This window comes from Natrononativus amylolyticus (assembly GCF_024362525.1).
In the GTDB taxonomy this organism is placed as follows: Archaea; Halobacteriota; Halobacteria; order Halobacteriales; family Natrialbaceae; genus Natrononativus; species Natrononativus amylolyticus.
Window position 1 is genome coordinate 1,578,792 of record NZ_CP101458.1, and the last position, 14,414, is coordinate 1,593,205.

At 66.7% G+C, this 14,414-nt stretch carries 12 protein-coding genes and 1 tRNA gene; 8 read left to right on the forward strand and 5 right to left on the reverse strand.

Annotation, left to right across the window (positions count from 1 at the left end; all coding sequences use genetic code 11):
• The first annotated feature begins 27 nt into the window (after window positions 1-27).
• The 3 genes from NMQ11_RS08310 to NMQ11_RS08320 all read left to right on the forward strand — a co-directional run bounded on the left by NMQ11_RS08310 (window position 28) and on the right by NMQ11_RS08320 (window position 4,206).
• Window positions 28-2,487, forward strand: coding sequence for a DNA topoisomerase VI subunit B (locus NMQ11_RS08310; protein WP_255167080.1), 2,460 nt, complete (start codon window positions 28-30; stop codon window positions 2,485-2,487).
• Entirely contained in the window at window positions 2,484-3,575 is a 1,092-nt protein-coding gene (locus NMQ11_RS08315) for a DNA topoisomerase IV subunit A (RefSeq protein ID WP_255167081.1), read from the forward strand. Before NMQ11_RS08310 ends, NMQ11_RS08315 begins: the two co-directional genes overlap by 4 nt.
• A gap of 94 nt (window positions 3,576-3,669) precedes the next feature.
• Window positions 3,670-4,206, forward strand: a complete 537-nt coding sequence (locus NMQ11_RS08320) for a DUF3995 domain-containing protein (RefSeq protein WP_255167082.1) — start codon at window positions 3,670-3,672, stop codon at window positions 4,204-4,206.
• Between the two features lie 98 nt (window positions 4,207-4,304).
• Here NMQ11_RS08320 and NMQ11_RS08325 read toward each other — a convergent pair whose 3' ends face one another.
• The 3 genes from NMQ11_RS08325 to NMQ11_RS08335 all read right to left on the reverse strand — a co-directional run bounded on the left by NMQ11_RS08325 (window position 4,305) and on the right by NMQ11_RS08335 (window position 6,754).
• Window positions 4,305-5,171, reverse strand: a complete 867-nt coding sequence (locus NMQ11_RS08325; RefSeq protein WP_255167083.1) for a zinc ribbon domain-containing protein — start codon at window positions 5,169-5,171, stop codon at window positions 4,305-4,307.
• 75 nt (window positions 5,172-5,246) lie between these two features.
• Complete coding sequence (locus tag NMQ11_RS08330) at window positions 5,247-5,945, reverse strand: MBL fold metallo-hydrolase (protein ID WP_255167085.1); 699 nt, start codon at window positions 5,943-5,945, stop codon at window positions 5,247-5,249.
• Window positions 5,946-6,016: 71 nt separating this feature from the next.
• Entirely contained in the window at window positions 6,017-6,754 is a 738-nt protein-coding gene (locus NMQ11_RS08335) for a fumarylacetoacetate hydrolase family protein (RefSeq protein WP_255167087.1), read from the reverse strand.
• 139 nt (window positions 6,755-6,893) lie between these two features.
• Here NMQ11_RS08335 and NMQ11_RS08340 point away from each other — a divergent pair.
• From NMQ11_RS08340 to NMQ11_RS08355, 4 genes are all read left to right on the forward strand, one after another.
• Window positions 6,894-6,968 (forward strand) — tRNA-Glu (locus tag NMQ11_RS08340).
• Between the two features lie 613 nt (window positions 6,969-7,581).
• Window positions 7,582-8,727 carry an ADP-forming succinate--CoA ligase subunit beta gene (gene sucC / locus NMQ11_RS08345; protein ID WP_255167089.1) on the forward strand — a complete coding sequence of 382 codons (1,146 nt, stop codon included), beginning with the start codon at window positions 7,582-7,584 and terminating at the stop codon, window positions 8,725-8,727.
• Window positions 8,724-9,593 carry a succinate--CoA ligase subunit alpha gene (gene sucD / locus NMQ11_RS08350; protein WP_255167091.1) on the forward strand — a complete coding sequence of 290 codons (870 nt, stop codon included), beginning with the start codon at window positions 8,724-8,726 and terminating at the stop codon, window positions 9,591-9,593. The genes sucC and sucD overlap by 4 nt, the downstream gene beginning before the upstream one ends.
• 118 nt (window positions 9,594-9,711) lie before the next feature.
• Entirely contained in the window at window positions 9,712-10,671 is a 960-nt protein-coding gene (locus NMQ11_RS08355) for a TackOD1 domain-containing metal-binding protein (RefSeq protein ID WP_255167093.1), read from the forward strand.
• A 67-nt stretch (window positions 10,672-10,738) separates the two neighbouring features.
• Here NMQ11_RS08355 and NMQ11_RS08360 read toward each other — a convergent pair whose 3' ends face one another.
• Complete coding sequence (locus NMQ11_RS08360; RefSeq protein ID WP_255167095.1) at window positions 10,739-11,380, reverse strand: hypothetical protein; 642 nt, start codon at window positions 11,378-11,380, stop codon at window positions 10,739-10,741.
• Window positions 11,381-11,688: 308 nt separating this feature from the next.
• Between NMQ11_RS08360 and NMQ11_RS08365 the strand changes: the two genes are divergently transcribed.
• The gene (locus NMQ11_RS08365; RefSeq protein WP_255167108.1) at window positions 11,689-12,897 is read left to right on the forward strand and encodes an aminotransferase class I/II-fold pyridoxal phosphate-dependent enzyme; all 1,209 of its coding nucleotides are present in this window, start codon (window positions 11,689-11,691) and stop codon (window positions 12,895-12,897) included.
• A gap of 21 nt (window positions 12,898-12,918) precedes the next feature.
• On the opposite strand, the gene NMQ11_RS08370 is transcribed toward NMQ11_RS08365, so the two are convergent.
• Window positions 12,919-14,409 (reverse strand): replication factor C large subunit, encoded by a 1,491-nt coding sequence (locus NMQ11_RS08370; protein WP_255167111.1) that lies wholly within the window; start codon window positions 14,407-14,409, stop codon window positions 12,919-12,921.
• Window positions 14,410-14,414: the final 5 nt, after the last annotated feature.

Sequence of the window (14,414 nt, forward strand, 5' to 3'; positions counted from 1 at the left end):
TAGCCCCACCGCCGATAGGAACAGACGATGACGTCGTTCCAGTCGACACTCGGCGAGGAGGAGGGGATCGCCGAAGAGCTGGCCGCCAACCAGCGATCGATCTCCATCGCCGAGTTCTTCGAGAAGAACAAGCACATGCTCGGCTTCGACAGCGGCGCTCGAGGCCTCGTGACGGCCGTCAAGGAAGCCGTCGATAACGCCTTAGACGCCGCAGAGGAATCGGGTATCCTTCCGGACATCTACGTCGAGATCCAGGAGGACGAGGACTACTACACGCTAATCGTCGAGGACAACGGTCCCGGTCTGACGAAGGAGTCGCTCCCGAAGGTCTTCGGGAAGCTCCTCTACGGCTCTCGCTTTCACGCCCGCGAACAGTCCCGCGGCCAGCAGGGGATCGGTATCTCCGCTGCGGTGCTGTACTCTCAGCTGACGAGCGGCAAACCCGCCAAGATCACGAGTCGGACGCAGGGCTCGAGTCGGGCGCAGTACTTCGAACTGATCGTCGACACCGACGAGAACGAACCCGAGATCAGCGTCGACCGGGAGACGAGCTGGGATCGCCCCCACGGCACCCGGATCGAACTCGAGATGGAGGCGAACATGCGCGCTCGCCAGCAGCTCCACGACTACATCAAGCACACGGCGGTCGTCAACCCCCACGCCCGCCTCGAGCTCCGCGAGCCGACGGCACACTTCAAGTTCGAGCGCGCCACGGACCAGCTTCCCGAGGACACCGAGGAGATCCGACCCCACCCCCACGGCGTCGAGCTGGGCACCGTCCTGAAGATGCTGAACGCGACCGACTCCCAGACGGTTTCGGGCTTCCTGCAGGGTGAGTTCACCCGCGTCGGCAAGAAGACCGCCGACTCGGTGATCGACGCCTTCCGGGACCGCCACTACGGCCGCGAGATGGCGTGGTCGCCGCCCGCCGCCCACGAGCCCGTCGACGTCGAAGCGATCGTCGAGGAGGCCACCGTGAACAAGGGCGCCGAACCCACCGCTGCCTTCGCCGCGGCGGTCGCCGACGCCGTCTCGAGTCGCGACCGGATCGCCCACCACGAGCTCCGGGAGATCGTCGCCGAGGCCGCCGAAACGGCCGAAGCCGAGCACGGAACGGCGTTCGGCGAGACGGTACGGGAGAACGTCCTCGAAGCCGTCTGGGCCGCGCTCATCGACGCCGATCCCGGGACGGGTGAGACGCTCGAAGGCGGTGACGAGGAGCCCCTCGAATCCCGCCTCGTCACCGACCTGTACGCGCTCGCCGACGGAGCGACGAGCACCCGGAAGGACGACGAGGTAGTCCGCGCCTTCGCCGACAGACTCGCGGGCAAATTCGCCGACGAGGAGGACAACCGCCACCGGCTCACGCACCGTGAACTGCGCGCACACGTCGACCGCGCGGCCGAACTCACCGAGGAGTACGACGAGGTGGCCTTCGGCGACACCGCCCGCGAGAACGTGACCGAGGCGATCTGGGACGTGATGGTGACCGTTCCCGACGACCCGCCGCTCGTGCGCGAACTCGCCGAGGACCGCGACGCGACGAGCCACCTCGTCGAGGGAATGCGAGCGACTGACATCATGGCGCCGCCGACGCGGTGTCTCTCACCGATCACCGACGAGCTCATCGAGGCGGGGCTCAGAAAGGAGTTCGACGCGGACTTCTACGCGGCGGCGACGCGGGACGCCGAAGTGTCCGGCGGCGATCCGTTCATCGTCGAGGCCGGCATCGCCTACGGCGGCGACCTCTCCGCGGAGGGGAGCGTCGACGTCCTCCGCTTTGCCAACCGCGTCCCCCTCGTCTACCAGCGCGGGGCGTGTGCGACGACCGACGTCGTCAAGTCGATCGGCTGGCGCAACTACGGCCTCGACCAGCCCGGCGGCTCCGGCCTCCCCAACGGACCCGCCGTGATCATGATCCACGTCGCCTCGACGAACGTGCCGTTTACGAGCGAGTCCAAGGACGCCGTCGCGAACGTTCCCGAGATCGAAGACGAGATCGAACTCGCGATCCGCGAGGCCGCCCGCGAACTCAAGAGCTACCTCAACAAGCGGCGCTCGATGCAAAAACGGCGGAAGAAACAGAACGTCCTCGGGAAGATCCTCCCCGAGATGGCCGAGAAAGTGGCTGAAGTGACGGGGCGGCCGGAGCCGAACATCGACGACGCCATCGGCCGCATCATGAACAACGTCATCGTCAGCCGAACCCTCGAGGAGAACGGCGACGGCAACCGGATCAGCGTCGTCGTCGAGAACCACTCCGGGACGACCGAATCGCTCGAGATCACCGACATCGTCTCCGCGGAGCCGCGGAACCTGAGCGACGGCGCGACCGTCGTCGAGATGGACGACGAGTGGTTCGTCAAGTGGTCGCCCGACGTCTCGAGCGACGACGAGGCGGTCCTCGAGTACGAGGTCGACGCCGACGCGGCGTTCGACCTCGACGTGAAAGGTGTCGAAGACGAGAAACTCACGGTGTCATCATGAGCGCGAAAAACGACCAGCAGGCACGAGAGCAGTTGATCGACCTCGCCGCGCAGTTTTACGACCAGTTCGAACTCGGCGAGATTCCGAGCATGTCGATCCCGACCCGGACGAAGAGCAACATCGAGTACGACGAGGAGATGGGGGTGTGGGTGTACGGCGACCGCACCTCGACCCGATCCGCGAACTCCGTTCGCGGCGCCCGGAAACTCCTCAAGGCGGTGTACACCATCGAGTTTCTCTCGAACCAGCTCGAGGAGGACCGCTCGTCGACACTGCGTGAGCTGTACTACCTCTCGGAGAGCTGGGACAACAAGGAGGCCCAGTTCAACGACCAGGACGAGTCCAACCAGCTGATCGAGGACCTAGAGATCGTCAGCGAGGTCACTCGCGAGGACTTCCACATGCGCCCCGAGGAGTCCGGGGCGACGATCATGGGGCCGCTCCATTTGCGCGAGCAGACCCGCCGCGGCGAGCGCGAGATCCACTGTCAAGAGGACGTCGGCGAGGGCGGCTACCAGATTCCGAACAACCCCGACACGATCGAGTTCCTCGACAGCGACGCCGAGTTCGTCCTCGCGGTCGAGACCGGCGGGATGCGCGACCGGCTGGTCGAGAACGGCTTCGACGAGGAGTACGGCGCGCTGATCGTCCACCTCAAGGGCCAGCCCGCCCGCGCCACCCGCCGGATCACCAAGCGGCTCCACGACGAACTCGACCTCCCCGTTACCGTCTTCGCAGACGGCGACCCCTGGTCCTACCGGATCTACGGCTCCGTCGCCTACGGCTCGATCAAGTCCGCCCACCTCTCTGAATACCTCGCAACGCCCGAGGCGCAGTACATCGGCATCCAGCCCGCCGACATCGTCGAGTACGATCTGCCGACGGACCCGCTGTCGGATTCGGACGTCAACGCCCTCGAGAGCGAACTCGAGGACCCGCGCTTCCAGACCGACTACTGGGAGGAACAGATCCAGCTCCAGCTCGAGATCGAGAAGAAGTCCGAACAGCAGTCGCTCGCGGCCCGCGGTCTCGACTTCGTGACTGACACCTACCTGCCCGAACGGCTCGAGGCGATGGACGTCATCTAAAAGGTCTCGAGCAACGCCGGCGTGCTCCGGAAACGGCCCGGAGGCGATAACTGGTAATCGAGCGGGTCCGGGTTCCCCGAACGGCGATAGCACAATGGTCGATCACCCGCGTGAAGACACCGTCGAGGAGTACCGTGAGCTACTGGTGGTCGTCGCGTATCTGGCCGGCGTCTGGTGGTTCGTTTTCGCTGCGGTAAGCGCGTATTGGGCGGTCGGTGGGACACTCGGCGTCTCGACGCTCTGGGGCGGAACTGCGGAACTGTCCGGATCGCGTGCGCCGTGGATCGTCACCCTGCTGTGGGGCAGTAGCGTCCTGACGTTCGTTCTCGGCGTCCTCTCGCTGGCGATCGTTCGACCGTGGGGGCGTTACGTCCCAGACGAGGTACGACACGCCAGCGCGTTCATCGTCGGGTTGACGCTCGTTCCGTTCGTCGCGGTGGAAACGCTTCTACGGGGAGTCGTACTGGCCGGTGTCCTCGACCCCGAAGTGCTGACCCAGACGGCCGTCGCGTGGCGACTGCTCTTCTGGAATCCGTGGTGGGTTCTCGGCGTCCTCCTGTACTGTGTCGGCGCGTGGATCGACAGCTACACGGCAGACCAGCCGGCGACGGAACCAGCTGCCGACTCGTAGTATCGCGCCGCTGCGTTACCTCACCCGCTCCGTATCACGCGGAGTTTGAACTGCAATCGTGAGAGTAACGTCCCGAGCCCCTTCTACCGGGTTCGCAGCTACACTCGCTCGAGGCTCATCTCGCAGTCGCGTTCCCGTTCGCGGCCGTCACTCGACAGTCCCGAGAGTCGCCGCTCGGCTCGAACGCAGTGACGACAGTAGACGTCCGTCGCCTCCGATTTCGAAAGTGCCACGCCGAACAGCGCGACCTCGTCGCGGTACGTTCGCTCGAGGCCGCGGTCGACGGTCCCGCCACAGTCCGAACAGTCCTCGTCGGGACCGTCCACCCATCGCTCGTCGACCTCCGCCACCCGGCCGTGTTTCGAGGGGGGACCGCGTTCCTCGAGACGACGCTTCGAGGGCGGGAACGTGGAGAATCCCGCACCAGCGAACGCGAGTGCGAGCACGAGCGATCCCGCCGTCACGACGACACTGATCTCCGCCCACAGAAGCGCCGCGAACGCCAGGAGTACCGCGGCGCAGAACCACAGCAGCAGCGCCGCGACCGTCGCCGTCGCTCGCTCCAATCGGGAGGGCTCCGGTCTGCCGGCCGCGTCCGGATCGCCGTCGGCGTCGACGACGGCCCGCGTCGGGTTCCCGTAGTAAGAGTAAGCAGCGTAGAGGACGTTTCCGAGGCCCATCGTCGCCGAGAGGGTGAGGAACCCGACGAGGATGTGTACCCAGAGGGCGCCGAACGACCGCTTGATGAGCACCGCGTGATCGCCGAAGTCGTGCTCGAGACCCCACCCCTCGTTCATCGCGAGGCGAATGCGGTGTTCGAGCACCTCGCGGTCGGTGACCTCCTCGCCGTTTGCGGGTCGTGACGCCTCGAGACTCGTCGCGGTCCCGCAGTTCGGGCAGAAGTTCATCGCGTCGGTGACCCCCTCGCCGCAGTTCGAACAGTGCGTCGGCGAGGCATTGTTCATACGGGTGATCTGTCGCGATAATATCTAAACCCTTCTACAGGACGGCGAGGGGACGAGGCGAACCGGTGCGAGCGGTTACTCGTCCAGAACGACCGGCACGCCGCGTTTGGCGACGTCGACGACGAACGCCTCCTCGTCGGTCTCGAGCGCCTCGAACGTGTTGTAGTGAACCGGGAGAACGAGCCCCGGCTCGATGGTCTCGGCGAGGTCGGCGGCGTCGCGGCGGTCCATGGTGAAGCTGCCGCCGATCGGGGGCAAGAGGAGGTCGACACCCAACTCCTCGTGGACGGGGAGCACGTCCGAATCGCCGGGCCAGAACGCGGTGACGCCGTCGATCGTGACGCCGTAGCCACAGCCCGCGCCCTCGGGGTGGTAGGGGCTCCCGTCGTCGTCCGTGTACGGGCCGCCCGGTTCGTTGTACGCCTGGGTCGTGTAGAGGTCGAGCGGGCCGAGCACGAAATTCTCGTCGCCGCGGACGCGCTCTACCTCGTAGGGCAGTTCCTCGGGCTGCTCGTCGACGCGGTCGATCTCGTCGGCGTCGATCGCTTCGTGACAGAGCACGATGGCGTCTTCGTGGGCAACCCGACGAATCCCGTGGGGGTCGTAGTGGTCGTCGTGGGTGACGAGCACGAGGTCGCCGTCGCGGGCGTCGTAGTCGTCCAAGACGCCGTAGCGTCCGGGATCCATGTAGACGACCGTGCCGGTTTCGCCCTCGAGTCGGACGGTCGCGTAGCCGAGCCAGTCGACGGTGACGGCACCGAATCTGACGGTCATGGTCGCTCCTTCACGCAGGCTGCCGAAAAACGTTCGGCTGGCGGCACGTCCTGTGGCGGTCCGGAGAGCGGTCAGGGAATTCGAACCGTGTTCTCGAGCGTCCCCACGCCCTCGACCTCGACTTCGATCTCGTCGCCGTCCGCGAGCTTTCCGACGCCCTCCGGGGTTCCGGTGGCGATCACGTCGCCAGCTTCGAGGGTGAGGTAGGTCGTGATCTCGGCGATCAGCTCCGGAATCGGGAAGATGAGTTGCTCGAGCGAGCCGTCCTGACGCTGCTCGCCGTTGACCCACGAGCGGACGGCGGCGTCGTCGGGCACCTCGTCGGGGGTGGCGAGCACGGGGCCGACGGGGGCCGCGCCGTCGAACGCCTTCCCCCGGACCCAGTTCTGCTCCTGGCGCTGGTCGTCGCGGTTCGAGAGATCGTTGACGCAGGTGAACCCCTCGATTACGTCCATCGCCTCCGCTTCTGGGACGTCTCGACACTGTTCGCCGATCACGACGCCGAGTTCGGCTTCGTAGTCGATGCGCTCCTTTCCGGCGGGGACGGTGACGGTGTCGCCGTGGCCGGCGAGGGCGTTCGGCGGCTTGAGAAACAGCATCGGTCGGTCGGGAACCTCGGAGTCCATCTCCGCGGCGTGATCGGCGTAGTTCCGGCCGATGCAGACGATCTTCGACGGCTCGCTCGGCGGGAGGACGTCGATCTCGTCGGACTCGAGGTCGTAGCTCTCGTTGCCGAAGTGGACGTGGCCGCTCTCGAGTTCGCCGCGGCGGACGGCGCCGGCCGGATCGCGAAATCGGACGTACTTCATGCGTAGGGACTCGTATCCCGGCGCGAAAAGCGTTGAGGACGCGGCGAACGTCGACACGTCACGGTGAGTGAGTGTGTGCCAGCCTGGCGACGGAACGGAACGCTTTTTATTAGCCCGGAGCAACCGGTGACTGTAGTTCGCTCCGTTGGTGTAGTCCGGCCAATCATTTCGGCCTTTCGAGCCGATGACCTGGGTTCAAATCCCAGACGGAGCATGTTGCTGCGAACACTTCGTGGGCAGCAACTGCGCTCCTGGGTTTGAAGCATACCGAGGTTCTGTGAGCGAAGCGAACAGGTTCTCGGGAGCGGTTCAAATCCCAGACGGAGCATGGTGCGACGAGCAATTCTGCGAGCCGACGGTATCCGTCGGGACAGAAACCACCACGTGACGGCGGGTGCCGCCGTTCACCACTGTTCGGTGTAACTCAGGTGAAGCGCCTCTCGCACGTGATACCGGGTATCGGTAATGTCCTCCTGTTCGAGCGTCCGTTCGAGGTGGTGTTCGATGTTACACCGGATTGTCGAACTCCGCGAGCCACCCACCTCGGTCCGTCGCTCGCCAATGACACACGTTACCATGATCAAGGCCGACATATTCTTGACGGGCTCCCATAACAGTTGTCTTACTGGTACGAAGCCCGAACTGTACACGATTTCGCAATGCTCGAGCGCGCGCGGCGTCGACACGGAGTGATCCGTGCGCCGGAAGGAGGTTCGCTCGAGGGGATGGACGCCGATCCTCGCAGATACCGACCGTCGCGCTCGAGGCTGGCGCGAACGGAAACTGCCATGATTTAAGCAACGGCGCAACGCCCGTTCGAATGCGCAATGAAACTCCACGAGTATCAGGCGAAGCAGGTTTTCGCCGACGCCGGGATTCCGACGCCGGACTCACAGCTCGCGTCGGACGTCGACGGCGTACTGACCGCAGCCGAGGAGATCGGCTACCCGGTCGCAGTCAAGGCCCAGGTACAGGTCGGCGGCCGCGGGAAGGCCGGCGGGATCAAACTCGCCGACGACGAGGACGAGGCCCGTGAGGCCGCCGAATCCATTCTCGGGATGGACCTCAAGGGCTACCACGTCGACCGCGTGCTGGTCGAGCAGGCGGTCGACTTCACGGACGAGCTCTACGTCGGCATCACGATGGACCGCGGGGAGGGCAAGCCCGTCGCGATGGTCTCGACGAAAGGCGGCGTCGACATCGAGGAAGTCGCCGAGGAGACCCCCGACGCGATCGCCCGCGAGCACGTCGACCCCGCGTTCGGCATGCACCCCTACCAGGCTCGCAAGGCCGTCTACGACGCGGATGTCGACCCCGACCTCGCACGGGACGTCTCGAGCGTTCTCACCACGCTCTACCAGCTCTGGGACGACCGCGACGGGGCGGACGCCGAGATCAACCCGCTGATGGTTACGGCGGATGACGAAGTGATCGCGGCCGACGCCGTGATGAACATCGACGAGGACGCGCTGTTCCGCCAGCCCGAACTCGCGGAGATGGAAGAAGAGGCCGCGAGCGGCGACGAACTCGAGCAGAAGGCCGACGAGTACGGCTTCGACTACGTCCGCCTCGAGGGGAACGTCGGCATCATCGGCAACGGCGCCGGCCTCGTGATGACGACCCTCGACCTCGTGGACCACTACGGCGGCGAGCCCGCCAACTTCCTCGACGTCGGCGGCGGCGCGAAGGCCGACCGGATCGCCAACGCGCTGGACATGGTGTTTTCGGACGAGAACGTCGACAGCGTGGTGTTCAACATCTTCGGCGGCATCACCCGCGGCGACGAAGTCGCCAAGGGGATCAACGAGGCGTTAGGACAGTTCGACGAGATTCCCAAGCCGGTCGTCGTCCGACTGGCCGGGACGAACTGGGAAGAGGGGATGGAGATTCTGAACGAAGACCTCGTAACGGTCGAACAGACTTTAGAGGACGCGGTTCAGCGTGCCGTCGAGTACGCGGAGGGAGAACAATGAGTGTACTAGTCGACGACGACACCCGCGTCGTGGTACAGGGAATCACCGGCGGCGAAGGGAAGTTCCACGCCGGCCAGATGATCGAGTACGGGACCAACGTCGTCGCCGGCGCGGTGCCGGGCAAGGGCGGCCAGGAGGTCCACGGCGTCCCCGTCTACGACACCGTCGCCCAGGCGGTCGAGGAGGAAGACGCCGACGCCTCGGTGATCTTCGTCCCGCCGGCGTTCGCCGGCGACGCCATCTTCGAGGCACTCGACACCGACCTCGAGCTCGCCGTCGCCATCACCGAGGGCGTTCCGACCCAGGACATGGCGAAGGTGAACAAGCGGCTCACCGAGACGGACACCCGCCTCATCGGTCCCAACTGCCCCGGCCTCATCACTCCCGGCGAGGCCAAGCTGGGAATCCTCCCCGGTAACATCTTCTCGGAGGGCGACGTCGGGCTCGTCTCCCGTTCCGGTACTTTGACGTATCAGGTTGTCGACAGCCTGACGAACCGCGGCATCGGCCAGACGACCGCGATCGGCATCGGCGGTGACCCGATCATCGGCACCGACTTCGTTGACGCCCTCGAGCTGTTCGAGAACGATCCCGACACGAAGGCGATCGTCATGTGCGGCGAGATCGGCGGCGAGGACGAGGAGGAGGCCGCGGCCTACATCGACGAGCACGTCGACACCCCCGTCGCGGGCTTCATCGCCGGCCGTACCGCGCCCCCAGGAAAGCGGATGGGCCACGCCGGCGCGATCGTTTCGGGATCGGGCACCGGCACCGCAGAGAGCAAGATCGACGCGCTCAACGACGCGGGCGTTCCGGTCGGCGACACCCCCGAAGAGGTCGCAGACCACATCGAGGACCTGCTGTAGGGCGGCGACTCGAGCGACCGGCATCAGTCAGCTCGACCATATTTTCACGAGTTATTGACTGTTGAAACGGAGAAATTGGTTTGTCCGACGCTCGACTACCCGTGTGCAGGGGAGTTAGATGGTAGCACCAGACAGACTACAGTTACTGGTCGATCTTTCGAACGGAGCGACCGAGGAGTACACGCCGACGATCGACGAGGAGACGGGGGAGGTATCGTATCCGGACGCCCGACGGATCGTCGGGGAGGAAGACCGGGAGGCGCTCGAGGCGCTCGCCGATCACGACCTCCTCGAGATGGAGTTCGAGGAGAAGGTCTACCTCTGTCCGTCCTGCGACGCGGAGGGGATGCAGTACACGACGGTCTGCAGCCACTGTGAGTCACCCTACGCCGTCGAAACCGAACTGCTCTTTCACCCGACGTGTGAGACGACCCGGCCGCGCGAGGAGTTCATCGACGACGAGGGATTCTCGTGTCCGACCTGTGCCGAGAGCGTTCCGGGCGACGAACTGCACGGCTCGTGGGGGTACGAGTGCCGGGACTGCGGGGAGTGTACGGACGCGCCCGAACACCGCCTCAGCTGTCGATCCTGCGGCCGCCTCGCGGCGCTCGAGGACGGCGGCGAACGAGTGCTGTGCCGGTACGGCCTGAGCGCGACCGGCGAGGGGTGGCTCGAGACCCAGCTCGGGGCGCGGGAGGCGATCCGGAGCGCGCTCGACGCCCGCGGGTTCGAGACGAGGACGGACGAGCCGGTCACGACGGACGGGGGAGCCGACCACGTCCACGTCCACGTCTACGGCGAGGATCCGCTCCTCGACCGGGTCGTCGTCGCCGACGTCCACGACCGCGCAACCCTCGAGGACGTCGAGTGGCTCCGGGCCGCCTCGACGGGTGCGAACGCGATTCTGGTGACGACCTCGGGAACGATCGACGAACGCGCCGCAACGCTCGCCCGAAAGGAAGGGATACAGATCCTGAGCGTCGGCGACGACGGCGAGCTACGGCGCGAAGTCGACGTCACGGACGAGACGCCCGGACCGACGCTCATCCAGCGGTTGACCTCGGCGGTCTCTCAGTGACTCGAGATCGAGTACGGTAAGAAGCGAACGGCCGGTGACCCGACGCGACCGGATTCGTCCCGTTGCGCTACGAGCCGCGTCGAAACAGCGACCGAAGCATCGCTCGAACACGACCGAACAGCGAACGCGAGCGGGCGCCGTCGTCGGGATCGGCCTTCGCCTCCGCGGGTTCCTCGAGTGGGTCGTCGCCTCGTTCGCCGTCGCCGGTGTTGGCGGACCCGTCGCCGGAACCGGTTTCTGGACCCGACGGCTCTACGTCTTCCGAGCGCTCGCCGTCGTCGGTTTCGGTCGCCGACTCGTCTCGAGGCGGCGTTGCCGGTTTCGGCGGCGCCGCGTCGGTTCCCGACCCGCTGTCGATCCACAGGAACTCCTCGCCCTCCCGCCGATCGGCGAGCAGGAGATCCTCGAGTGCGTTCGCGTCCGCGAGCAGGTCGTCGTCCCGGCCGTCGGACTCGTCGCTGGGCTCGTCGGCGCTGGCGATGATCTCCTCGGGCGTCTCGCCCGTGAGAAGGTCGTCGCCGGCGTCGCCCGCTTCGCGCTGGAGCTGTGCGAACAGGTCGTCCGCCGCGACGGTTCCGTCGTCGGGGCGGGCTGTTCGCCGCACCGGCCGCTCGCCCTCGAGTGGCTCCGTCTCGATCCCGCCGAACAGTTCGTCCGCGCTCGAGGTGATCTCGAACGCCCCGCCCGCGTCGGTGTCGGTGTCTGTCATGCGCTCGCTTCTCACTACTCGAACGGCCACAATATTTAAATTTCTGTATCGTTCCGGCCGCGCCGGCTCGAAACCAGCGTTCGCCCCCTACACCGGTTCGCACTCGCTCGGATCGATGTCTGCAGGAGAGTCGAAACCCCGGCCAGGCGCGTCGCGAAGCGGGCGGGGTACCCCTCGCCAGAACGGCGGGACACGACGCTCGGGTCACGGGTCGACGCACCCCGTCGATCTATCCGGTCGTCTCCCGGCAACGGGCGAACGAGTCGAACCGTGAACGTAATACCACCTGACTGTGAGGATGCACTCGGATGGAAGACCGCGGCTTTGACCTCGAGGGACGCCTCGACGCGCTCGAGGATGCCGACCGCAGACGGACGCTCTCCCCTACCGACCGCGTCGCAGCACGGAGTTACTTCGCCGCGCCGGCGGGCGGTGGACTGCCGGTGCTCGACTCCGAGGAGATGCTGGTCTTCGGCTCGAACAACTACCTCGGGCTGACGGCCGACCAGCGCGTCCAGAACGCGGCCCGCCAGGCCGCCGCGACGGTCGGCACCGGGTCGGGTGCGAGTCGGTGCGTCTCCGGTGACACCATGGTTCACCACGACGTCGAGCGGCTGCTCGCGGAGACGACGCGAACCGATCGGACCCTCGCGTTCTCCTCGGGGTACGCCGCCGCCGTCGGCGCGCTGACGGTCCTCGAGCCGGACGTGATCTTCGCCGACGAGTACAACCGCACGAGCACCGTCGACGGCGCCCATCTCACCGACGCCACGATCGTCCGGTACGACCACTGCAGCGCGCCGGACCTCCACGAGAAGCTCTCCGAACGAGCGGCCCGCCCCGGCGCGGACGGAGAGTCCTGGCTGGTTGTCACGGACTCGGTGTTCAGCGCGGACGGCGCCGTCGCCCCGCTGTCGGCGCTCTGTGACGCCGCCGAGGAGTTCGGCGCGTGGACGCTCGTCGACGAAACCCACGCCATCGGGCTCTACGCCGACGCCGGAGGGATCGTCCGGGCCGAAGGCCTCGAGGATCGGGTCAACGTCCAGACGGGGTCGTTCGCGAACGCCCTCGCCAGCCAGGGCGGCTACGTCGCGGGAAGCGACGCGCTCATCGACTGCCTGGTCTCGGAAGCCGGTCCGTTCGTCCACTCGGCGGGACTCGCGCCGCCGGCCGTCGCCGCAGCGAGCGAGGCGCTCCACATCTCGCGTCACGACGACCCCCGCGAGGGGCTGTGGGAGAACGTCTCGCACCTCCGGGACGGCCTCGAGTCGATCGGCTTCGACGTCCTCGGCGATTCGCACGTGCTTCCGGTGCTCGTCGGCGACCGCCGGGAGACCCGCTCGGTCGCGTCGGCGCTTCGCGACCGGAGCGTGATCGCACGCCCCGTCTGTCCGCCCCGGGTTCCCGAGGGCTCGAGCCGCCTCCGGTTGACTCCGATGGCCACCCACAGAGAGGCTGACGTGATGGCCTGTCTCGAGGCCTGCCAGGTCGTCGGCGAGGAACGCGGCCTGCTGTAACGTGCGACGGGGCGGGCCGGATTAGAAGAAGTCGCTGAGTCCCGCCTGGCCGTCGTCGGCGTCGCTGTCGTCGTCGGCCGCGTCGTCCCGATCCGACGTCGTTTCCTCGGAGTTCCCGCTCGAGGCCTCGAGGGTCTGCTGTGTCTCCGTTTCGTCGCCGGCCGCCGCGTCGCGCTCGCCGTCGTCGCTGTTCGACTCGACCGCCGACAGGAAGGCGTTCCCGGAGTGGGCGACCGCCCGCTCGGTCGTCAGCTCCACGGCCTCCTCGACGACCGACTGGACCTTGTTCGTGTCCGCGCCGCTGCCGGTGACGAACGACACCTCCGTGGCGTCGAGGTCGTAGGCGGCGGCCATTCGAACGGTGAGGTCGCGGTTCGTGCAGTGGTGTGTCATCGCCGCGAGAAACGGGACGATTTCCCGACGAGCCGTGGCGACGCTCGTCCCCTCGCGCTCGGCGATGCGTTCGGCGATCGAGTCGCGGGTGTCCCGGCTGCCCCGGGTTCGGCCGAGCTTCGACCAGTAGCTCGGCGGCCCGTACCGCGTCCAGCCGCCCTTGGGTTCGCGCCTCGAGGCCGCTACCCCCGCGGTCATGTTGTCGGTCGCGTACCGCCAGTAGGAGTAGTTCTGGCTCGCCCGCACGCGCCCGAGCCAGCGGTCGGCGTTGGCCATGAAGCCGTAGGCGTCGGCCAGTTCCGCGCCCGCGTAGTCCTTGGGGACGTTGTCCTCGATCCAGTTGAGCAGGTCGTCGGGCGTCTCGTCGACGTCGTAGGAGGCCCGCAGCGCCCCCTCGGCGTCCTTCTCCTTGATGAGGGCGTCCAGAAAGTCGAAGATCCCCTCGGTGGTGTCGCGCTCGCTCGTGACGACGTCGTCGACGGTGAGAACCGTCGTTTCCTCGGCGACGGCCTGGAGGTCGTTTACGGCGGAACGGAGGTCCCCCGACGTCGACTCCGCGATCTTCTCGAGGGCCGCGTCCTCGAACTCGATCCCCTCCTTGCGGCAGATGTCCCGCAGGACGGGGACGATCGAGCGGGCGGAGACGTCGCGGAACTCGATCGTCTCGCAGGCGTTTCGCAGCGACTGGCTCATGTCGTAGAACTCGTTGGCCACGAGGACGATCGGCTGATTCCCTTCCTTGACGAGGCTCGTGACGGCTCGAGAGCCGCCGTAATCGGCGTTGCCGTGGAAGTTGTCGGCCTCGTCCATGATCACCAGCCGACGGCCCGCGCTGCCGGCGGTGAGCGTGCCGCTCTTGGCCGCCTCGCCGGCGACCCGCTCGATGACGTCGGCCTGCCGGTCGTCGCTCGCGTTGAGCTCCATCACCGGCCACCCCATGTCGTTGGCCAGCGCGTGCGCGGCCGACGTTTTCCCGACGCCGGGGCTGCCGTGGACGATGGCCGCCTTCCGGTGGTCGTCCCAGGTTTCGGCCCACTCCCGTAGCTTGTCTCGAGCCTTGTTGTTCCCGCGTACCTCCGAGAGCGTCGTCGGGCGGTACGTCTCGGTCCAGTCTACCATAGCAT